At 75.4% G+C, this 19,780-nt stretch carries 18 protein-coding genes and 1 tRNA gene; 6 read left to right on the forward strand and 13 right to left on the reverse strand.

Annotated features, from left to right (window positions below):
• The first annotated feature begins 8 nt into the window (after positions 1 to 8).
• Together ACI8AK_RS09785 and ACI8AK_RS09790 are read left to right on the forward strand one after the other, a co-directional pair.
• The gene (locus ACI8AK_RS09785) at positions 9 to 233 is read left to right on the forward strand and encodes a hypothetical protein (protein WP_456956050.1); all 225 of its coding nucleotides are present in this window, start codon (positions 9 to 11) and stop codon (positions 231 to 233) included.
• Positions 230 to 688, forward strand: a complete 459-nt coding sequence (locus ACI8AK_RS09790) for a GNAT family N-acetyltransferase (RefSeq protein ID WP_456956052.1) — start codon at positions 230 to 232, stop codon at positions 686 to 688. Before ACI8AK_RS09785 ends, ACI8AK_RS09790 begins: the two co-directional genes overlap by 4 nt.
• Here the strand turns inward: ACI8AK_RS09790 and ACI8AK_RS09795 are convergent.
• Positions 651 to 2,018 (reverse strand): DUF2252 domain-containing protein, encoded by a 1,368-nt coding sequence (locus ACI8AK_RS09795; RefSeq protein ID WP_387987892.1) that lies wholly within the window; start codon positions 2,016 to 2,018, stop codon positions 651 to 653. The genes ACI8AK_RS09790 and ACI8AK_RS09795 overlap by 38 nt on opposite strands.
• Before the next feature lie 41 nt (positions 2,019 to 2,059).
• Between ACI8AK_RS09795 and ACI8AK_RS09800 the strand changes: the two genes are divergently transcribed.
• Positions 2,060 to 3,100, forward strand: coding sequence for an SGNH/GDSL hydrolase family protein (locus tag ACI8AK_RS09800; RefSeq protein WP_387987893.1), 1,041 nt, complete (start codon positions 2,060 to 2,062; stop codon positions 3,098 to 3,100).
• A 134-nt stretch (positions 3,101 to 3,234) separates the two neighbouring features.
• Positions 3,235 to 4,455, forward strand: coding sequence for an acetyl-CoA C-acetyltransferase (locus ACI8AK_RS09805; protein ID WP_387987894.1), 1,221 nt, complete (start codon positions 3,235 to 3,237; stop codon positions 4,453 to 4,455).
• Between the two features lie 70 nt (positions 4,456 to 4,525).
• Here ACI8AK_RS09805 and ACI8AK_RS09810 read toward each other — a convergent pair whose 3' ends face one another.
• The 5 genes from ACI8AK_RS09810 to ACI8AK_RS09830 form a co-directional block, all read right to left on the reverse strand.
• Positions 4,526 to 5,785 carry an epoxide hydrolase family protein gene (locus tag ACI8AK_RS09810; protein ID WP_456956054.1) on the reverse strand — a complete coding sequence of 420 codons (1,260 nt, stop codon included), beginning with the start codon at positions 5,783 to 5,785 and terminating at the stop codon, positions 4,526 to 4,528.
• 172 nt (positions 5,786 to 5,957) lie between these two features.
• Positions 5,958 to 6,884 carry a Bax inhibitor-1/YccA family protein gene (locus tag ACI8AK_RS09815; protein ID WP_456903338.1) on the reverse strand — a complete coding sequence of 309 codons (927 nt, stop codon included), beginning with the start codon at positions 6,882 to 6,884 and terminating at the stop codon, positions 5,958 to 5,960.
• Positions 6,885 to 7,069: 185 nt separating this feature from the next.
• Positions 7,070 to 8,680 (reverse strand): M28 family metallopeptidase, encoded by a 1,611-nt coding sequence (locus ACI8AK_RS09820; RefSeq protein ID WP_456956055.1) that lies wholly within the window; start codon positions 8,678 to 8,680, stop codon positions 7,070 to 7,072.
• Positions 8,681 to 8,819: 139 nt separating this feature from the next.
• A tRNA-Leu gene (locus tag ACI8AK_RS09825) sits at positions 8,820 to 8,893 on the reverse strand.
• Positions 8,894 to 8,958: 65 nt separating this feature from the next.
• The gene (locus ACI8AK_RS09830) at positions 8,959 to 9,723 is read right to left on the reverse strand and encodes a uracil-DNA glycosylase (RefSeq protein ID WP_387987898.1); all 765 of its coding nucleotides are present in this window, start codon (positions 9,721 to 9,723) and stop codon (positions 8,959 to 8,961) included.
• 63 nt (positions 9,724 to 9,786) lie between these two features.
• Between ACI8AK_RS09830 and ACI8AK_RS09835 the strand changes: the two genes are divergently transcribed.
• Positions 9,787 to 10,080 (forward strand): DUF4235 domain-containing protein, encoded by a 294-nt coding sequence (locus ACI8AK_RS09835; protein ID WP_387987899.1) that lies wholly within the window; start codon positions 9,787 to 9,789, stop codon positions 10,078 to 10,080.
• 3 nt (positions 10,081 to 10,083) lie between these two features.
• On the opposite strand, the gene ACI8AK_RS09840 is transcribed toward ACI8AK_RS09835, so the two are convergent.
• From ACI8AK_RS09840 to eno, 4 genes are read right to left on the reverse strand one after another with little or no spacing between them, the layout of a single operon-like run.
• The gene (locus ACI8AK_RS09840) at positions 10,084 to 11,034 is read right to left on the reverse strand and encodes a Ppx/GppA phosphatase family protein (protein WP_456948753.1); all 951 of its coding nucleotides are present in this window, start codon (positions 11,032 to 11,034) and stop codon (positions 10,084 to 10,086) included.
• On the reverse strand, positions 11,031 to 11,561 hold the full coding sequence (locus ACI8AK_RS09845) for a DUF501 domain-containing protein (RefSeq protein WP_387987901.1): 531 nt from the start codon (positions 11,559 to 11,561) through the stop codon (positions 11,031 to 11,033). The genes ACI8AK_RS09840 and ACI8AK_RS09845 overlap by 4 nt, the downstream gene beginning before the upstream one ends.
• Positions 11,562 to 11,605: 44 nt before the next feature.
• A complete protein-coding gene (locus ACI8AK_RS09850; protein WP_456903342.1) occupies positions 11,606 to 12,145 on the reverse strand; it encodes an FtsB family cell division protein in 540 nt (179 codons plus the stop codon).
• Between the two features lie 4 nt (positions 12,146 to 12,149).
• Positions 12,150 to 13,430 carry a phosphopyruvate hydratase gene (eno, locus tag ACI8AK_RS09855; protein ID WP_387987903.1) on the reverse strand — a complete coding sequence of 427 codons (1,281 nt, stop codon included), beginning with the start codon at positions 13,428 to 13,430 and terminating at the stop codon, positions 12,150 to 12,152.
• Positions 13,431 to 13,654: 224 nt separating this feature from the next.
• Between eno and ACI8AK_RS09860 the strand changes: the two genes are divergently transcribed.
• On the forward strand, positions 13,655 to 14,266 hold the full coding sequence (locus ACI8AK_RS09860; protein ID WP_456956056.1) for a hypothetical protein: 612 nt from the start codon (positions 13,655 to 13,657) through the stop codon (positions 14,264 to 14,266).
• On the opposite strand, the gene ACI8AK_RS09865 is transcribed toward ACI8AK_RS09860, so the two are convergent.
• Genes ACI8AK_RS09865 through mfd form a run of 3 tightly spaced genes read right to left on the reverse strand, consistent with a single transcriptional unit; the run spans position 14,263 to position 19,740 of the window.
• Positions 14,263 to 15,162 (reverse strand): MazG family protein, encoded by a 900-nt coding sequence (locus ACI8AK_RS09865; RefSeq protein ID WP_456956058.1) that lies wholly within the window; start codon positions 15,160 to 15,162, stop codon positions 14,263 to 14,265. The two genes, ACI8AK_RS09860 and ACI8AK_RS09865, sit on opposite strands and share 4 nt — an antisense overlap.
• Before the next feature lie 4 nt (positions 15,163 to 15,166).
• Positions 15,167 to 16,180: a SurA N-terminal domain-containing protein gene (locus ACI8AK_RS09870; protein ID WP_387987906.1), complete on the reverse strand. Its 1,014-nt coding sequence runs from the start codon at positions 16,178 to 16,180 to the stop codon at positions 15,167 to 15,169.
• 29 nt (positions 16,181 to 16,209) lie between these two features.
• A complete protein-coding gene (gene mfd, locus ACI8AK_RS09875; protein WP_387987907.1) occupies positions 16,210 to 19,740 on the reverse strand; it encodes a transcription-repair coupling factor in 3,531 nt (1,176 codons plus the stop codon).
• Positions 19,741 to 19,780 lie beyond the last annotated feature (40 nt).

Consider the following 19,780-nt stretch of genomic DNA (forward strand, 5'->3'; position numbering starts at 1 on the left):
TCGACGGCGTGACCGTCCCCGGGGAGGTCGCCGCCGACCGGCAGGCGGTCCACGACGGGCTCGCGCGGCTGCGCGCCCAGGTCGGCGCCATCGACCCGGACAGCCCGGACGCCGACGGGCGGGTGGACGGCGCCGTCACCGCCGTCGAGGGCTCGGCGGCCGGACCGGCGCTGTCGCGCGTCGGGGCCCACCACGACCGGAACTGCGGCTCCGGGGCCGCGCCCACGAGGTGACCGTCACGGTCGAGGAGGTCGGCGTCGACGTCGTCCTGCCGCTGCGCAGCGCCCTCCTGCGCGACGGCGGCCCGGCCGCGATGCCCGGCGACGACGACCCCGCGACCGTGCACCTCGCGGCCCGGACCGCCGACGGGCGGGTGGTCGGCGTCGTCCGGCTGTCGCCCGCTCCCTGCCCGTGGCAGCCGGCCCGGGCGCCGTGGCAGCTGCGCGGCATGGCCACCGACCCCGCCGTGCGGGGCACCGGGGCCGGCCGCGCGCTGGTCGCGGCCGGCCGGGAGCTGCTCGCCGCGCGGGACGCGGACCTGCTGTGGTGCGACGCCCGCGTCCCCGCGGCCGGCTTCTACGAGCGGATGAGCTTCCGCGTGGTGACCGCGCCGTTCGACGTCGCGGGCACCGGCCCGCACGTCGGCATGCTCACCCCACTCGGAGCGGGTGGGCGCCGCTCGAGCTGATCCCGGGGATGCGTCCGGCGCGGAAGGCGTCGACGAACAGCCGGTGGTCCTCCTGCGTCTGCCGCGCGTAGGAGTGCGCGAAGTCGACCAGGTCGGCGACGAACTCCTCCCGCCGGCCGCCGACCATCGCCGACACCGCGTCCTCGGTCTGGAAGTCGACCAGCGTGTGGTCGCTGTCGACGTCCCCGACGCAGTGCATCTTCGCCGTCGCCCGGCCCAGCTGGGCCACGACCGGGGCGATCTCCTCGGGCTCGGTGAGGTCCTCCCAGTCCAGGTCCACCTCGTAGGGCGAGAGCTCCTGGACGACGAACCCGACGCCGTCGATCTCGGTGTGGCCGAGGAACTGCGAGGCGTTGGCCTGCAGCGCCCGCTGGCTGACCGCGGTGCGGTGCCCGTGGTGCTCGAAGTAGGAGCGGATCCGCTCGTCGCGGACGATCCGGCTGGGCGCGGCCACGTTGCCCTGCTTGAGCGACAGGACGACGTCGTTCTCCAGCGCCTGGTCGTAGCCCTCGAGCAGCACGTTGTAGGCGGGCAGGCCGGCGCTGCCGATGCCGAACCCGCCCGTGCCGATGACGTCCTTGACGTCGTAGGCGACGTCGCGGCGGCGCACCGGCGGGACGACGGTCTCCCGCCAGCGGTCCAGCGCTGCGAGCACCCGGTCGCGCTCGGCGTCCTCGAGCCGGCGGGTGCGGCCGCCGTCGGCGAACCGCCGCTGGTAGGTCTCGACGACGGTCGTGCGGTCGAGCAGCGCGGCCCGCGTGCGGGTGGTCGTCTCGAGGATCGCCTCGCGGACGGCGCCCTCGGTGTTCGCGGCGGTCAGCGCGAACGAGCGGTCGTCGTCGGAGCGGCGGAACGCCTCCACCTGGTCCAGGTAGGCGCCGAGGTAGGTGCCGACCAGCTCCCCGATCACGTCGTCGCCCAGGGCCTTGCGCCACGCCAGCAGCGCGAAGCTGGCGGCGAACCGGCGCAGGTCCCAGGTGACCGAGCCGACGTAGGCCTCGTCGAAGTCGTTGACGTCGAACACGATCCGCCCGGCGCCGTCCATGTAGGTGCCGAAGTTCTCCGCGTGCAGGTCGCCCTGGATCCACACCCGGCTGGTCCGCTCGTCGCACCAGGGGTCCTCGAGGCGGTCCATGTCGGCGTAGAAGAGGCAGGCGCTGCCTCGGTAGAACGCGAAGGGGTCGGCGGCCATCTTGCGGAACTTGGTGCGGAAGGCGTCGGCGTCGACGGCCATCAGCTCGGAGAAGGCCTCGACCAGGACGTCGACGATCAGCTGCGAGCGGTCACCGGGAGTTCGATCGGGGGCCACCCGTCGGGGGGATTCGGACACGGGGCGCACCGTAGGGGCCGACTAGCCTGCAGGACAGACGGTTGCGCGGCGCGACGGGCGGGGTGGCGGTGACGAGGGCGAGCAGGGCGCGACGGCTGGCGGCCGGCGCCGCCTACGGCGGCACCGGGCTGGGCCTGGCCGGGGCCGGGCTGCTCGGGCTGCTCCGCCTCCAGGCCCTCGCGGCCCGCCGCCGGGTGGAGGCGCGGACGTCGAAGCAGGACCCGCCCTCCGGCGACGGCGTCTACGGCCGGGGCCGCGGCAAGCCGATCGTGTTCACCGTGCTCGGCGACTCCAGCGCCGTCGGCCTGGGCGTCACGCGCGCCACGGAGACCCCCGGCGTGCTGCTCGCCGCCGCGCTGACCGAGCTCGCCGAGCGCCCTGTGCGGCTGGTCCGGCTGGCCGTCTCCGGCGCCGAGTCCTGCGAGCTGGACCCGCAGGTCGAGGCCGCGCTGGTCCAGCGGCCCGACGTCGCGCTGATCATGATCGGCGCCAACGACGTCACCACCCGCACCCGGCCGTCGGTGTCGGTGCGCCACCTGGCCGACGCGGTGCGGCGGCTGCGCGAGGCGGGCGCGCAGGTCGTCGTCGGCACCTGCCCCGACCTCGGGACGATCCGGCCGATCGGGCAGCCGCTGCGGCTGCTGGCCCGGCGGTGGAGCCGGCAGCTGGCCGCGGCGCAGACGATCGCCGTCGTGGAGGCCGGCGGGCGGACGGTGTCGCTCGGCTCGGTGCTCGGGCCGAGCTTCGCCCAGGACCGCTCGCTGTTCAGCGTCGACGAGTTCCACCCCAGCGCGGCCGGCTACGCGCAGGCCGCCGCGGTCATCCTCCCCGCGCTCGCCGACGCCATCGGCGTCTGGCCCGCCCGGGCCGAGCGCGGCCGGCTGCGCCGCACCTCGGTGCGCCCGGTGGCCCAGGCGGCGGCGCGGGCCGCCGGGCGCCCGGGCACCGAGGTGCGGGCCACCGAGGTCCGCGGCTCGGGCACCGGGCCGCTGGGCCCCTGGGCCCGGCTGCTGCGCCGCCGGCCCAGCGAGCTGCCCACGCCCGAGGAGGCCGGCCAGGCCAGGGAGGCGTCGGTCGGCTGAACGCCGCGTGACCTGCAACACAGCGGCGTCCTGTTCCGGGCGCACCCGCGACCGGCCGCGTACCCGGGGGTAGTTTCCGGGGTGACCCGACACCCGGCACCCCCGGCCGGGAGCCCCTCACCGTGGAGGACCCCATGCCCGAAGCCGTCATCGTCGCGACCGCGCGCTCCCCCATCGGGCGCGCGTTCAAGGGGTCGCTCAAGGACCTGCGCCCCGACGACCTGACCGCCACCATCGTCCGCGCGGCGCTGGACAAGGTCCCCGCCCTGGACCCGACCGACATCGACGACCTGATCCTCGGCTGCGGCCTGCCCGGCGGCGAGCAGGGCCACAACATGGGCCGCGTCGTCAGCGTGCTCCTCGGCATGGACCACCTGCCGGGCACCACGATCACCCGCTACTGCTCGTCGTCGCTGCAGACGACCCGCATGGCCATGCACGCGATCAAGGCCGGCGAGGGCGACGTCTTCATCTCCGCCGGCGTCGAGATGGTCTCCCGCTTCGTGAAGGGCAACAGCGACTCGCTGCCCGACACCCACAACCCGGTCTTCACCGACGCCGAGGCGCGCGTGGCCAAGACCGCCGAGAGCGGCGCCGACTCGTGGACCGACCCGCGGGAGAACGGCGAGATCCCCGACATCTACATCGCCATGGGGCAGACCGCCGAGAACCTGGCGCTGCTCAAGGACGTCTCCCGCCAGGAGATGGACGAGTTCGCGGTCCGCAGCCAGAACCTGGCCGAGAAGGCCATCGCCGAGGGCTTCTGGGAGCGGGAGATCACCCCGGTCACCACCCCCGACGGCACCGTCGTCAGCAAGGACGACGGCCCGCGTCCCGGCACCACCCTCGAGGGCATTTCCGGCCTCAAGCCGGTCTTCCGCCCCGACGGCCGGGTCACCGCCGGCAACGCCTGCCCGCTCAACGACGGCGCCGCCGCGGTCGTGGTCATGAGCGACACCAAGGCCCGCGACCTCGGCCTCACCCCGCTGGCCCGCATCGTCTCCACCGCGGTGACCGGCCTGTCGCCGGAGATCATGGGCTACGGCCCGGTCGACGCCTCGAAGCTGGCGCTGCAGCGGGCGGGCATGACCATCGACGACATGGACCTCGTCGAGATCAACGAGGCCTTCGCCGCGCAGGTCATCCCGAGCTACCGGGACCTGGGCATCGACATCGACAAGCTGAACGTGCACGGCGGCGCGATCGCCGTCGGTCACCCCTTCGGCATGACCGGCGCCCGCATCACCGGCACGCTGCTCAACGGCCTGCAGACCACGGACGGCACCTTCGGCCTGGAGACCATGTGCGTCGGTGGCGGCATGGGCATGGCGATGGTGCTGGAGCGCCTCTCCTGAGCCGCTCCCGGCACGCCACGGCGGCCCGGTCCCCTCGGGGGGCCGGGCCGCCGTCGTCCCCGGCGCGGGATCAGCCGCGCAGCGGCCGGAAGGCGGCGCGGACCTCGGTCGCGAACAGCTCGGGCTCCTCCCAGGCGGCGAAGTGCCCGCCCCGGTCGACCTCGTTGAAGTAGGTGAGAGTCGGGTAGGACCGCTCGACCCAGCTGCGCGGGGCGCGCCAGATCTCACCCGGGAACGTGGTGAAGCCGGTCGGGACCGCGACCGGTGGGGGCGTCTGGCCGGCCGCCGCGGCGGCGGGGGCGTCCGGTCCGTAGCTCTCCCAGTAGGACCGGGCCGACGACGCGCCGGTGCCGGTCAGCCAGTACGTCGTGACGTTGTCCAGCACGTGGTCGCGGGTGAGGTTGCCGGTGGGCTGCCCGTCGGTGAAGGCGCGGGCGATCTTGTAGTAGGAGTCCGTGTCGTGGTCGAGCATCCAGGCCGCCAGCGCGACCGGTGAGTCGAGCAGGGCGTAGCCGATCGTCTGCGGCCGGGTGGCCTGCTCGAGGAAGTAGGCGAAGCCGCTGGTCCGGAACGTCTCGACCGCGGCGGCGGCCTCGCGCTCCTGCTCGGTGTCGGTCGGCTGGGGACCGGCCAGCGCGGTCACCAGCAGGTTGAGGTGGATGCCGAGCAGCCCCTCGGGCGCCTGCCGGCCCATCGCGTCGGTGACCCCGGCACCCACGTCGCCGCCCTGGGCCACGTAGCGGGTGTAGCCGAGGCGGCGCATCAGCTCGGCCCAGGCGCGCCCGACGCGGGCGACGTCCCAGCCCAGCTCCCGCGGCTCGGCGGAGAAGCCGTAGCCGGGCAGGGACGGCAGCACGAGGTGGAAGGCGTCCTCGGCGCGGCCGCCGTACGCGGTCGGGTCGGTGAGCGGGCCGACGGTCTCGAGCAGCTCGACGACCGAGCCCGGCCAGCCGTGCGTCATGACCAGCGGCAGCGCGTCCTCGTGCCGCGAGCGCACGTGCAGGAAGTGGACCTCCACCCCGTCGATCTCGGTGGCGGCCTGCGGCAGCGCGTTGATCCGCGCCTCGCACGCGCGCCAGTCGTAGTCGGTGAGCCAGTGGCGCACGAGGGCCTGCACCGTCGCCAGCTGCACGCCCTGCGACCGGTCCGCGACCAGCTCCGCGGAGGGCCACCGCGTCGCGGCGACGCGCCGGCGCAGGTCGAGCAGGTCCGCCTCGGGGACGGCGATCCGGAACGGGCGGATGGCGGTGGGGTCGGCTCCGGCGGCGGTCCGCGGCGGGGGCACGGCCCCGGGGACGGAGACGGTGGTCGGGTCGGTGGGAGCGGACATCCGGGCCTCCTGGCGCGGGCTGGGGGTGGACCCGCTCGCGGGCCCTCCCCACCCCAGCGCCGTCCGGCCGCCCCCGCATCGTCCGTGGCGGACGATCCGGCGTCGTCCGGCCCGGCAGACGCCGGTGGCCCGGCCCCTTGAGGGGGACCGGGCCACCGGGACGTGCTGCGGGTCAGTTGTCCTGGAAGTAGGACAGCAGCCGCAGGATCTCCAGGTACAGCCAGACGACCGTGACGAGCAGGCCGAAGGCGATGTACCAGGCGAACTTGGCCGGGGCGCCGCGGCGGATCGCCTGGTCGGCCATGTCGAAGTCGAGCAGCAGCGAGAAGGCCGCCACACCGATCACGACGAGGCTGAAGACGATGGCCAGCGGGCCGCCGTCACGCAGGCCCAGGCCGCCCGGGACGAAGAACGACACGAGCAGGTTGACCAGGACCAGGGCCAGGACGCCGAACAGGGCGCCGACGATCCAGCGGGTCAGCTTGGGGGTGACCCGGATGGCGCCGGTCTTGTAGACGACGAGCATGCCGGCGAAGACACCGAAGGTGCCGATCACCGCCTGGATCACGATCCCGGGGTAGACCGTGTTGAAGGCCTCGCTGATGGCGCCGAGCGCGACACCGTAGAGCGCGCCGTAGGCCAGCGTCGCCGCCGGGTTGGCGATCTGCTTGAAGCTGATCACCAGGCCCAGGACGAAGGCCACGAGCACCGCGGGCAGCGCCAGGCCCCACGCGGCCTGGCCGGGCAGCGCCCAGACGGCGGCGGCGGCCAGGACGGTGACGAGGAACGACAGGCCCGTCTTCTGGACGACGTCGTCCATCGTCATGTAGCGGGTGGCCGGCGGCCCGTACGGCCCGGCGGGGGCCGGGGCGCCGTAGCCCTGGGGCGCGCCGTAGCCCTGCGGGGCGCCGTAGCCCTGGGGCGCGCCGTACTGCTGGCCGTGGGGCTGGCCGTACTGCTGCTGACCGGGAGCGGCGTAGCCCTGCTGGCCGTACTGCTGGCCGTAGCCGGGAGCGCCGTAGCCCTGGCCGTACGGCTGGCCACCGCCGGACGCGGCGTTGGCGAAGCCCCGGCCGAAGACCGGGTTGGAGCTGGGCATCGTCATCTCCTCGAGGTGACTGGTCGGTCGGTGGGCTGCTACCTCGCACCCCACTCGGTTCCTACAACGCCGCAGGTGGCCTGCGCGTTCCTGACCCTGCCAGTACCCCCGACCGGGTGGGAAGACGCGCCGGGGGCGCGACACCGTGCGGTGCCGCGCCCCCGGGTCGTGCGGGGAGGTGGAGGTCAGGCCTCGACCCCGCCGTGGTCGTGGTCGTGGTCGTGGTCCGGCGAGAGGCCGCCACCGCCGGCCTTCTGCTCCGGGGTCACCCGGAACTGGCGGTCGGTCGGGTCCTCCTCGAACGTGCCACCCGGCACCGGCCGGCCGGCCACGCCGTTCACCCGGGACGTGTCGTAGCCCAGGGTCAGCACCGAGTAGGCGATGGCGTCGGAGTTCGTCTCGAGTGCCTTCGGGTCGACGTTGTCGATCGTGTCCCCGGCCTGGTGGTAGTTCGGGTCGTAGGCGACCCCGGCGGTACCGCCGTACAGCGGCACCTGGTACGCCTGCTTGAGGACCTCGGCGCCGGTGAACAGGCCACCGGAGGGGATGCCGTTCTCGATGAACGCCTGGTAGTCGCTGCGGCCGCTGAACTCGCTGCCCTCGTACCACAGGCCCTGCGCCTCGAAGTAGTCCTCGAGGACGTACTCGATCTGGGCCGAGCCCTCGGGGACCGTCACCGGCGCCCGGAAGTCCGACTGGTCGCCGTCGTAGACGAACCGGGCGAAGTTCGGCGAGCCGACCATGTCGAAGTTCAGGTACAGCCCGATGTCGGCCTTCTGCTGGTCACTCAGCTGCGAGACGTAGTGCTCGGAGCCGAGCAGGCCGAGCTCCTCGGCGCCCCACCAGGCGAACCGGATGGTGTTCTCCGGCTTCAGCTTGGTGATGTTCTCGGCGACCTCGAGGATCGCCGCGCTGCCGGAGCCGTTGTCGTTGATGCCCGGGCCCGCGAGCACGGAGTCGAGGTGCGCACCGGCCATGACCACGTTGTCCGAGGTGCGGCCGGGCAGTTCGGCGACGACGTTGTAGGTGTCGCGGATCTCGCTCTCCGCGTCGACGGTCAGGTCGACGGTCGTGCCCGCGGCGGCGAGCTCCTGGCCCAGGGCCGTGGGGACGCCGATGACCGGGATGGTGATCCCGGGAGCGCCCAGGGTGCCGTTGAGCGGGCCGGCCGTGTTGTTGAAGACGATGACCGCGGAAGCCCCGGCGGCCTCAGCGTTCTGCGCCTTGACGGCGAAGGCGCAGCCGCCCCGCTGGACGAGGGCCACCGACTCGGCTGCGAGGCCGGCGAAGTCCGTGGCCTCGCAGCCGCTGCCCAGACCCGTGCCGGCGAGGTCGACCGGGGCGACGACGCCGTCGTCGACCGTGCCCGGGCCGGTGTAGGTCATCGGCGCGTAGTCGGTGCCCACCGTGTACGTCGTCGCCGTGGGCGCGACGCGGCTGAACGAGCTCTCACCCAGCCGGAAGAACGGGAACTCGAACCCCTGGACGTGGACGGTGTAGCCGACCGCCTCCAGCCGCTCCTCCACGTAGTCGACCGAGGCGTCGTAGCCCGCGGTGCCCGAGGCGCGGTTGCCGCCGTTGGCGTCGGCGATCGCCTGGAACGCCTCGAGGTGCTCCGTGACGCCCTCGAGCGTGACGCACTCGGTCAGCTTGGCGACGGTGTTGTTGGTGCGGGTCTCGCAGCCGCCGGCGGCACCGGCGGGCAGCGCGGCGACCACGCTCCCGGCCAGCGCGATGGCGCCGGCACTGCCGATCACGGCGAGCCGCGACCGGCGGGACGGGTGGACCTGGGTCATGGACGACGTCCCCTCGAACGTAGGGTGTGAGCTCCGTTGCTCAGGGTCACCTTGTCAAGACGGTCACGGGGGACGTCAACCCCTGGATTTCCTCGCCCGCATGCGCTATGGGGCCGGAAGAACTGCGGGTGCGGACCGGTGCCCCCGGTGGGACTCGAACCCACACTGCGACCCTTTTAAGGGGCCTGCCTCTGCCGATTGGGCCACGGGGGCGGGCGCGCTGCGGACGGCTGCCCGGTGCCGCCCAGCCTAGGGCGGCCCTCCGGCCGTGCTCCGGCTCAGCCGGTCCCGGCGAGCTCCGTGGCCCGGGACAGGACGGCGTCCAGCATCGGCTCGGTCAGCCGGCCGGTGAACGTGTTCTGCTGGCTGACGTGGTAGCTGCCGAGCAGGGTCAGCGGCCCGCGCGGCCCCTGCAGCGCCACCTCCACGCCGTGGCCGAACGCCGGCCGCGGGCGGGGCAGGACGTACCCCGCCCCGGCGAGGACCGGCCACAGCGCCGTCCAGCCGAACCCGCCGAGGACGACGACCACCCGCAGGTCGGGCAGCAGCGCCAGCTCGCGGGCCAGCCACGGCGAGCAGGTGTCGCGTTCGGCCGGCGTCGGCGCGTTGTCCGGGGGCGCGCAGCGGACCGCGGCGGCCACCCGCACGCCGGTGAGCTCGAGGCCGTCCCCGACGTGCGTCGACGTCGGCTGGCTCGCCAGGCCCGCCCGCCACAGCGCGGCGAAGATCCAGTCGCCGCTGCGGTCGCCGGTGAAGACCCGCCCGGTGCGGTTGCCGCCGTGCGCGGCCGGCGCCAGCCCGACGACGGCGATCCGCGCGTCGGCCGGGCCCAGGCCGGGCACCGGGCGGCCCCAGTAGTCCTGGTCGCGGAAGGACGCGCGCTTGACCCGGGCGACCTCCTCGCGCCAGGTCACCAGGCGCGGGCAGGCCCGGCAGCCCGAGATCCGGGCGTCCAGGACGGCGAGGTCGCGGGCCGCGCGCGCCGACCGGGCCACCCCCGCCGGCGTCCGCGTGACCGGGAACCCCTGCGCGTCGACCGCCACCCGCCCAGTGGACCACCCGCCCGGGGGCGCGCGGAGCGCGGGGGCGCCAGGCATGATCACCCCATGGCCCGCAAGCAGAAGGCGCCGCTGACCTGGAAGCTCCTCGGCACGGGGACGGCCACCGTGTCGGGCATCGCCGTCCGCAAGCTCACCGACGCCGCCTGGTACGCGGCCCGCGGCACGACCCCGCCGAAGAACCCGGCCGCGCCCGGTGTCTCCTGGCCGGACGCGCTCGCCTGGGCCGCGTTCTCCGGGCTGGCGGTCGCGGCCGGCCGGCTGCTGGCCGCCCGCGGCGCGGCCACGGCCTACCAGCAGCTGACCGGCAAGCTGCCGCCCGGCCTCAACGAGGCCGGCTGACGGTCACCCCCGGGCGAGCCGCAGCGCGATGCCGTCGAGGATGTCGTGCTCGCTGACGACGACCTCGTCGAGCGCGAACGCGTCCATGACCACCCGCAGCACCAGCGCGCCGGCGCCGATGACGTCGACCCGCCCGGGGTGCATGACCGGGTACGCGGCCCGGCGTTCGCGGGTGGCGGTCAGCAGCCCGGCGGTGACCGAGCGGACCGCCGAGACCGGGACGCGCGAGCCGTGGATGGCCTCGGCGTCGTAGGCGGGCAGCCGCAGCGCGAGGGCGGCCACCGTGGTCACCGAGCCGGCCAGGCCGACCAGCGTGACCGCCTCCTCCACCGGCACCGCCGCGGCCACCTCGGCCAGCGCCGCGCGGATGTCGGCCTCGCTGGCGCCGATCTCGTCCGCCGTCGGCGGGTCGCCGTGCAGGTGCCGCTCGGTCAGCCGCACGCAGCCGACGTCGACGGAGCGGGCGGCGCGCACCCCGGAGGCGTCGCCGAGGACGAACTCGGTCGACCCGCCGCCGATGTCGACCACCAGGTAGGGCGGGCGCGGCGGCGGGCCGCCGTGCGCGGCGGCCGCGGCGGCGAGGGAGGCGGTGGCGCCGAGGAAGGACAGTCGCGCCTCCTCGTCGCCCGGGACGACGTCCGGCGGACGGCCGAGCGTGGCCAGCACCATCGCCTCGAAGTCCGCGCGGTTGGCGGCGTCGCGGGTGGCACTGGTGGCCACCATCCGCACCGCGGTGGCGCCGAGGTCGCGGGCCTGCGCGGCGTACTCGGCGAGCACCACCCGGGTGCGCTCGATCGCCTCGGGGGCGAGCCGGCCGGTGGCGTCCACGCCCTGGCCCAGCCGCACGACCTCCATGCGGCGCAGCAGGTCGGTGTGCGCGCCCTCGGGCGGCACGTCGGCGACGAGCAGGCGGATGGAGTTGGTGCCGCAGTCGATCGCGGCCACCCGGGTCACGGCCGCTCCTCCGGCTGCGCGCAGGGGCCGGCGGCCCACCACTCCCCCATCCCGGCCACCGCGCGGTCGCCGATCGGGTTGACGCCGGGCCCCGCGGCCAGCGCGTGGCCGGCCAGGGCGTGCAGGCACTTGACCCGGTCGGGCATGCCGCCGGCGGTGTTGCGGGTGGGCAGCTCGCCGAGGGCGTCGCGCTCGGCCAGGTAGGCCTCGTGCGCCGCCCGGTAGGCCGCGGCGAGGTCGGCGTCGGTGCCGAGGTCGGCCTGCCACTCGCGCATGCGCCCGGTGGACTCCAGCCGGCTGGCGGCCGCCGACGCCCGCGGGCAGGTCAGGTAGTACAGCGTGGGGAACGGCGTGCCGTCCTCCAGCCGCGGCGAGGTCTGGACGACGTCGGGCTGGCCGCACGGGCAGCGGTGCGCGACCGCCCGCACGGCGCGCGGCGGCCGGCCCAGCTGCCGGGCGACGACCTCGCGCTCCTCCGGCGTGATCGGCTCGTGCACCCGGCGTCCCGGGGTGGTCGGGGTGGTCACCAGGGAAGTCTGCGGCAGCGGCTCGACGGGCCCGACGGCGCCCCTCAGCCGTCGGCGTCGGCCACCGAGCCGAGCAGCTCCTCGTACCAGGGCCGCGGCGCGGCGTCGACGGCGTCGGGCAGCGTGCCGGCGTCGCCCTCGGCCGCCTCGCCGTCGACCACGACGACGAGCCGGTCGCCGGGCAGCACGTAGGCCAGCCGCTCGCGGGCCTCGCGGGCGGTCCACGCCGGGTCGGCCTGCCGCTCGAGCTCGGCCTGCAGGTCGGCGATGCGCTCGTCGTAGGCGGTGCTCTCCGCGGCCAGCCGGGCGATCTCGGCACGGCCGTCCAGCCACTGCCGCACCGGTCCGGCCAGCGTGAGCGACAGCAGCAGGAGCAGCCCGACGAACACCACGGTCCGGCCGGTGAACAGCGGCCGGCGCGCCGCCGCGGGACGCGCGGGCGTCCGCGGCGGCGTGCGCCGGCCGGGGCGGCGGGCCTCGGGACGGCTGCCGGCGCCCGACCGCGTCCCGGCCGGGACCGGCCGCGACGCCGCGTGCGACAGCGGGCGGCCGGTCGAGCGCCGCCGCCCCGAACCGGCGCTCACCGGGTCAGGAGGTCCGCAGGCGCGGGAAGGCCGCCGCGCCGGCGTAGCGCGCGGCGTCGTCGAGCTCCTCCTCGATGCGCAGCAGCTGGTTGTACTTCGCCACCCGCTCGCTGCGCGCCGGCGCGCCGGTCTTGATCTGCCCGCAGTCGGTGGCGACGGCGAGGTCGGCGATCGTGGTGTCCTCGGTCTCGCCCGAGCGGTGGCTCATCATGCAGCGGTAGCCGTTGCGGTGCGCCAGGTTCACCGCGTCGAGGGTCTCGGTCAGGGTGCCGATCTGGTTGACCTTGACCAGCAGCGCGTTCGCGGCCCCGCGCTCGATCCCGTCGGCGAGGCGGGCCGGGTTGGTGACGAACAGGTCGTCGCCGACGATCTGCACGCGGTCACCGAGGGCGGCGGTCATGGCGACCCAGCCGTCCCAGTCCTCCTCCGACAGCGGGTCCTCGATGGAGACCACCGGGTAGGCGTCGACGAGCTCGCGGTAGTAGTCGACGAGGTACTCCGCAGAGCGGGTCTGCCCCTCGAAGTCGTAGCCGCCCTCGCCGTGGAACTCGGTGGCGGCGACGTCGAGGGCGAAGGCGATGTCGGTGCCCAGGGAGTAGCCGGCCTTCTCCACCGCCTCGGCGATGAGGTCGAGCGCGGCCCGGTTGGTCGGCAGGTCGGGCGCGAAGCCGCCCTCGTCACCGAGGCCGGTGGACAGGCCGCGGCCCTTCAGCACCGACTTGAGCGCGTGGTAGGTCTCCGTGCCCACGGCCAGCGCCTCGGCGAAGGTCGCCGCCCCGATCGGGGCGATCATGAACTCCTGCACGTCGACGTTGCTGTCGGCGTGGGCGCCGCCGTTGAGGATGTTCATCATCGGCACCGGCAGCAGGTGGGACGACGGCCCGCCGACGTAGCGGAACAGCGGCAGGCCGGTGGACTCGGCGGCGGCGCGGGCGACGGCGAGGCTGACGCCGAGGATCGCGTTGGCGCCCAGCCGCGACTTGTCCGGGGTGCCGTCGAGGTCGAGCAGGCGCTGGTCGACCAGCCGCTGCTCGGTGGCCTCGTAGCCGACCAGCTCGGGGCCGATGACGTCGAGGACGCCGTCGACGGCCTTGGTGACGCCCTTGCCGCCGTAGCGGTCGTCCCCGTCGCGCAGCTCCACCGCCTCGAAGGCGCCGGTGGAGGCGCCGCTCGGGACCGCGGCCCGCGCGATCGTCCCGTCGTCGAGGGCGACCTCGACCTCCACGGTGGGGTTACCGCGCGAGTCCAGGATCTCCCGCGCGCCTACGGCATCGATGCTCGGCACGGTGAGCAGCCTAGCGAGGCGGGCGGGGTTCACCCGGGACGCGTGGTCCCCGGGACTCCGGTAACGGAGCGGTCACGGTGCGGCCTCGGCGGAACCGATCCGGCGATAACCTCGTCGTGGCGGGCGTCTTCCCCACGTCTGCGCCGTCGGAGGACCCGATGACCGAGCGCCAGCAGCAGCGACCCCCCGGGTACGGCGCCGGAGCCGCGCCGACACCACCCCCCGTGGACGTGGCCGCGGAGGCGGCTCCCTCCGTCCTCGGGTTCGCGCCGGACCCCGCCGAGGACGACGACGAGGACGTCGAGCCGGTCCCGGACGGCACGACGGTGGCCGGGGTGGCGGCCGGCCCCGGCCGGCTGGCCTACGTGCGGCGCCCCGACGTCGTCGGCGGGGTGCTCCTGCTGCTGGCCGGCGTGGCCGACGGGGCCAGCGTGTGGCTGCCGTGGGAACGGGGGGAGGAGACCACCGGGCTGCACCTGGTGGTGCGCGCCGTCGACGCGGCCCGGGAGGGGGTCGACGAGCTCGGGCGCACCGGCCTGTGGCAGCCGGCGGCGGTGGCGCTCGGCGGTGCGGTGCTCGTCGTCCTCGGGCTCCTGCTGCTCCGCCCCGCGCGCGGCCACCGGGTGTCCGGGGTGCTGGCGCTGGGGGTCGCGCTGGCCGTGGCCGCCGCGGTCGTCGCACGCCTGGTGGACGCCGGCTGGGACGTCCACCGGCTCGGGCCGGGCGTCTGGTGCGCCGCCGCGGTCGCCGGGCTGGGCGTGCTCGGCGCGCTGAAGGCCATGCTCACCGCGCCACGGGTCACCACCGCGCCGGCCGAGCGACTCCCCGTCGGCTAGCCGCGGCGGCGGGCCTCGGCGTCGAGCTCGCCGGCGTAGCGGCGGACCGCCTCGCGCAGCGCGTCCTCGGCGTCCCAGCCGCGCTGCGCGGCCGCGGCGACCACGGCCAGCAGCCGCTCCCCGAGCTCCTCCGGCGACGTCGAGCCCAGCTCGGCCGGCTCCGGCGTCGGGAACCCGGCCCGGGCGGCCCGCCGCACCAGCGCCGTCCCCCACGCGGTGGCCGGCTGCGAGCGCGAGACGCCCTCGGTGGGCGAGCGCCGCTGCTTCTCCGCCTTCTTGATCTCCTCCCAGCCCGCCTCGACGCCGGCCACGTCGCGGGGACCGGCGTCGCCGAACACGTGCGGGTGCCGGCGGACCAGCTTCTCGACCAGGTCGCGGGCCACGTCGTCGACGTCGAAGCGCCGGTCCGGGCCGGCCTCGGCGGCGACGCGGGCGTGGAAGACGACCTGCAGCAGCACGTCGCCGAGCTCCTCGCGCATCGCGACCGGATCGTCGTCGACGATGGCGTCGTAGGCCTCGTGCGCCTCCTCGAGGAGGTAGCCGCGCAGCGAGGAGTGGGTCTGCTCGGCGTCCCAGGGGCAGCCGCCGGGCGAGCGCAGCCGGTCCATCACCGCGACGACGTCGAGCAGGTGGGCGCCGGGCGGCTCGGGGGCGCCGTCGACGACCGGCCGCCCGGCCACGTCCTCCCCCGGGGCCGCGAGGCAGGCGACGTCGCAGTCCAGGCCGGCCGCGTCGGCGGCGTCGGCGACCTGCCACCCGGCGGCGCGCAGCACGTCCGCGGTGGCCGCGGCACCGGGCAGCGCGGCGATCCGGCGCCCGGCCAGCGCGGCCCAGCCGGCCGGGCCGAGCAGGCCGGGCAGCCGCGGGCTGACCGTGACGACGACGGCCGGGGGCACCGGGTCAGCCCTCGCCGGTGGTGGGGGCCGCGGCACCGGCGTCGTCGAGCAGGTCGACCACGCCGCCCTCCGCCTCCTGCACCACGTCCTGGTCACCGAACTCGCCGTAGCGCGGGTTGACGGTGACGCCGACGTCGTCGCGGACCTCGTCGACCACCGCCGCCCCGGCCTCCTCGGCGCCCTGCGCGGCCTCGTCCTCCAGCTGCGGCCGGACCTCCTCGAACGACGGCGTCGTCCGCTGCCCGACGAAGGCGACCACCACGCCGGGCACGTCGCCGACGGTGACGCTGAAGCCGGTGTTCGGCGGGGCGGCGGCCACGCCCTCGGCCAGCGGCGCGGGGACGTCGGCGGTGCCGGTCGGCTGCAGCGCGGGCAGGGTGATCTCGCCCGGGTACCGCGCCGCGACCGCCGGGTACGAGGCGGGCGCGGCGGCCAGCTCGGCGACGACGGCGTCGGCGGTGGCCTGGTCGGGGACGGCGAAGTAGCCGAGCTCCACCTGCTCCAGGCCGGCGCGGACCTCCTCGTACCGGGCGCGCAGCGCGGCCTCGTCGGTCCCGGGGTCCTCACCGGCGGCGACACCGAGCTCCCGGCGCAGCAGCTGCTGGCGGGCGCTCTCCCGGATGTCCTCGCGCGAGTAGCCCTGCGAGGCGGCCTGCGCGTAGAGCTCCTCCACGTCGCGGCCGGCCAGCGCGGTCTCGATGAACGCGCCGACCTCGGCGTCGCCGACCTCGACGTCGCTGCGCCGGGCCGCCTCGGCGTAGAGCTCCTGGCGCACGAGCAGGGTGAGCACCTGGCGGGTGTAGTCGGTGCCGCCGCCCCCGACGGCCTCGGCGATCGCGGGGTCGGCCAGCCGCTCGTCGACGGCGGCCTGCAGCTCGGCCACGGTCACCTGCTGGTCCCCGACGTAGGCGGCGACGTTGGGCGAGGTCCGGCAGCCGGTCACCGTGACGGCGGCGGCCACGAGCCCGAGGACGACGGCGGCGGGACGGCGGGTGCGCACCCGGGCAGGCTGCCACATGGGGTGTGACGGTCGTCGCAGGCGCCGCCTCAGGCGGCGACCGGCTGCTCGACGACCGCCTTCAGCAGCGAGTGCAGGTGCTCGAGCAGCGCGACGTCGCGGAGCGGGGTGCGCCGGTCGGGGCCGACCGGGACCTTGAGCGACACCGTCTGGACGGCGGACTTGTAGGTGGCGCCGTCGGCCAGCCGGGCCAGCCGCATCTGCTGCGACTCCCGCAGCGGCACCGGCGAGACCCGGATGGCGCGGCCCTGCAGCGACACCTCGGTGATGCCCAGCGCCCGCATCGCCGCGCGGAAGCGGGCGACCGCGAGCAGGTTGAGCACCGGCGCCGGCGGGGCGCCGTACCGGTCGGTGAGCTCGTCGAGCACCGCCTGCGCCTGGTCGTCGTCCTGCACCGAGGCGACCTTGCGGTAGGCCTCCATCCGCAGCCGCTCGCCGGGCACGTAGTCGTGCGGCAGGTGGGCGTCGACCGGCAGGTCCACCCGCACCTCGAGCGGCTCGGCCGGCGCCTCCTCGCCGCCGACCTGCGCCTTGTAGTCGGCCACCGCCTCGCCGACCAGCCGCACGTAGAGGTCGAAGCCGACCCCGGCGATGTGCCCGGACTGCTCGCCGCCGAGCAGGTTGCCCGCGCCGCGGATCTCCAGGTCCTTCATCGCCACGGCCATGCCGGCGCCGAGGTCGGTGTTGTGCGCGATGGTGGTCAGCCGGTCGACCGAGGTCTCGGTCAGCGGCCGCGACGGGTCGTAGGTGAAGTAGGCGTACGCACGCTCGCGGCCACGCCCCACCCGGCCGCGGATCTGGTGCAGCTGGGAGAGGCCGAAGGTGTCGGCGCGGTCGACGATCAGGGTGTTGGCGTTGGGGATGTCCAGGCCGGACTCGACGATCGTCGTCGCGACCAGGACGTCGTACTCCTTCTCCCAGAAGCCGACCATGATCCGCTCGAGCTCGTGCTCCTTCATCTGGCCGTGGCCGACGGCGACGCGGGCCTCGGGCACCAGCCGGCGGATCTTCGCCGCGGCCTTGTCGATCGACTGCACCCGGTTGTGGATGACGAACACCTGGCCGTCGCGCAGCAGCTCGCGGCGGATCGCGGCGGCCATCTGCTTGTCGTCCCACGCGCCCACGTAGGTGAGCACCGGGTGCCGCTCCTCCGGGGGCGTGAGGATCGTCGACATCTCGCGGATGCCGGTCAGGCTCATCTCCAGCGTGCGCGGGATCGGGGTGGCCGACATCGACAGGACGTCGACCGCCGTCCGCATCGTCTTCAGGTACTCCTTGTGCTCGACGCCGAAGCGCTGCTCCTCGTCGACGACGACCAGCCCGAGGTCCTTCCAGCGGGTGGTCGGCTGCAGCAGCCGGTGGGTGCCGACGAGCACGTCCACCTCGCCGCGGGCCAGCTCCTCGAGGATCTGCCGGGTCTCGGCGTCGGACTGGAAGCGGGAGAGCACCTTCACCGTCACCGGGAACTGGGCGAACCGCTCGGAGAAGGTCTTGAAGTGCTGGTTGGCCAGCAGCGTCGTCGGCACCAGGACGGCGACCTGCTTGCCGTCCTGCACCGCCTTGAACGCGGCGCGGACGGCGATCTCGGTCTTCCCGTAGCCGACGTCGCCGCAGATGATCCGGTCCATCGGGACCGGGTTCTGCATGTCCGCCTTGACCTCGTCGATCGCGGCGAGCTGGTCGGGGGTCTCCTGGAACGGGAAGGCGTCCTCGAGCTCGCGCTGCCAGACCGTGTCGGGGCCGAAGGCGTGCCCCGAGGTCGCCATCCGGGCGGAGTAGAGCCGGATGAGCTCGGCGGCGATCTGCTTGACCGCCCGGCGGGCCTGGCCCTTGGTCTTCGCCCAGTCGGCGCCGCCGAGCTTGGACAGCGCCGGCTGCTCGCCGCCGACGTAGCGGGTGAGCTGGTCGAGGGAGTCGGTGGGCACGAACAGCCGGTCCGGCGGCTGGTTCCGCTTGCCGGGCGCGTACTCGACGATCAGGTAGTCGCGCTGGCCGCCGTGCACGGTGCGGCTGACCATCTCGACGTAGCGGCCGATGCCGTGCTGCTCGTGGACGACGAGGTCGCCGGGCTGCAGCTGCACCAGGTCGACGGCGTTGCGGCGGCGCGCGGGCATCTTCACCGCGTCGCGCATGGTGGTGCCGCGCTGGCCGGTGAGGTCGTGCTCGGTGACCAGCGCCAGCCCCACGCCGGGCAGCGCGAAGCCGGACTCCAGGCTGCCCTGGGTGATCGAGGTCAGGTTCGCCTCGGGCGCGGACTCGATGCCGGGCACCAGCCGCACGCCGAGGTCGGCGGCGCCGAACTGGTCGGCGGCGCGCTGCGCGGGGCCGGGGCCGGCGAAGGTGACGACGACCCGCCAGCCGTCGCGGGTCCAGCCGCGCAGCGTCTCGACGGCGCGGTCGAGGTCGCCGGAGAAGCGCTCGACGGTGCCCGCCTGCAGGGTCACCGACGACTCGTCGTCGACGTCCAGCGTGAACGCGCCGGTGGTCCACCACGGCAGGCCGCGGCCCCGGGCGGCGGCCTCGACGTCGGCCAGCTCGCGGAACGACGACGCGCCCAGGTCCAGCGGCGCCTCGCCGGCCTCGGCGGCGGTGGCCCAGGACGCGGCGAGGAACTCCTCGGCGGTGCGCACCAGGTCGGCGGCCCGGCTGCGGACCCGCTCGGGGTCGGCGACGAGCACGTGGGTGCCGGCGGGCAGCAGGTCGGTGAGCAGCTGCAGCTGCCCCTCGACCAGCGCGGGGGTCAGCGACTCCATGCCCTCGACGGCGATGCCCTCGGCGAGCTTGCCGAGCAGCTCGGCCAGGCCCGGGTGCTGCGCGGCGAGCTCGGCGGCGCGGGCGCGGACGGCGTCGGTGAGCAGCAGCTCTCGGCACGGCGGCGCCCACAGCCGCTCGGGCCGCTCGTCGAGGGAGCGCTGGTCGGCGGCGGAGAAGTAGCGCAGCTCGTCGACCTCGTCGCCCCAGAACTCCACGCGGACCGGGTGCGGCTCGGTGGGCGGGAAGACGTCGAGCAGGCCGCCGCGGACGGCGAACTCGCCGCGCTTCTCGACCAGCTCCACGCGGGTGTAGGCGGCGTCGGACAGCGCGCGGGCGACGTCGTCGAGCTCGGCGGTGCCGCCGGCCTTCAGCTCGACCGGCACGAGGTCGCCGAGGCCGGGGGCCAGCGGCTGCAGCACGCTGCGCACCGGTGCGACCAGCACGTCGATGCCGGTGTCGCCGGGGTGGGTCAGCTCGCGCAGCACGGCCAGCCGGCGGCCGACGGTGTCCGCCCGCGGGGACAGCCGCTCGTGCGGCAGCGTCTCCCAGGACGGGAAGGTCTCCACGCGGCGGTCGGGCAGGAAGCAGCGCAGCACGTCCGCGGCGGCGTCGGCGTCCCGCTCGCCGGCGGTGACCAGCAGCACCGGGACGCCGGCACCCGGCTCCCGCGCGGCCAGGGCGGCGGCGACGAGCGGCTGCACCGGCGGCGGTGCGGTCACGGCGAGCTCGGCGGACCCGGCCGCGGCCACCACGCGCGCGACGCCGGGATCGGTGAGGACGACGTCGAGCACGCCGCGCAGACTCACGGGGGTCTTCCTCCTGGGTGGACGGCCCGCTCCGTGCCGC

It is taken from the genome of Geodermatophilus sp. SYSU D00867, from assembly GCF_054050315.1.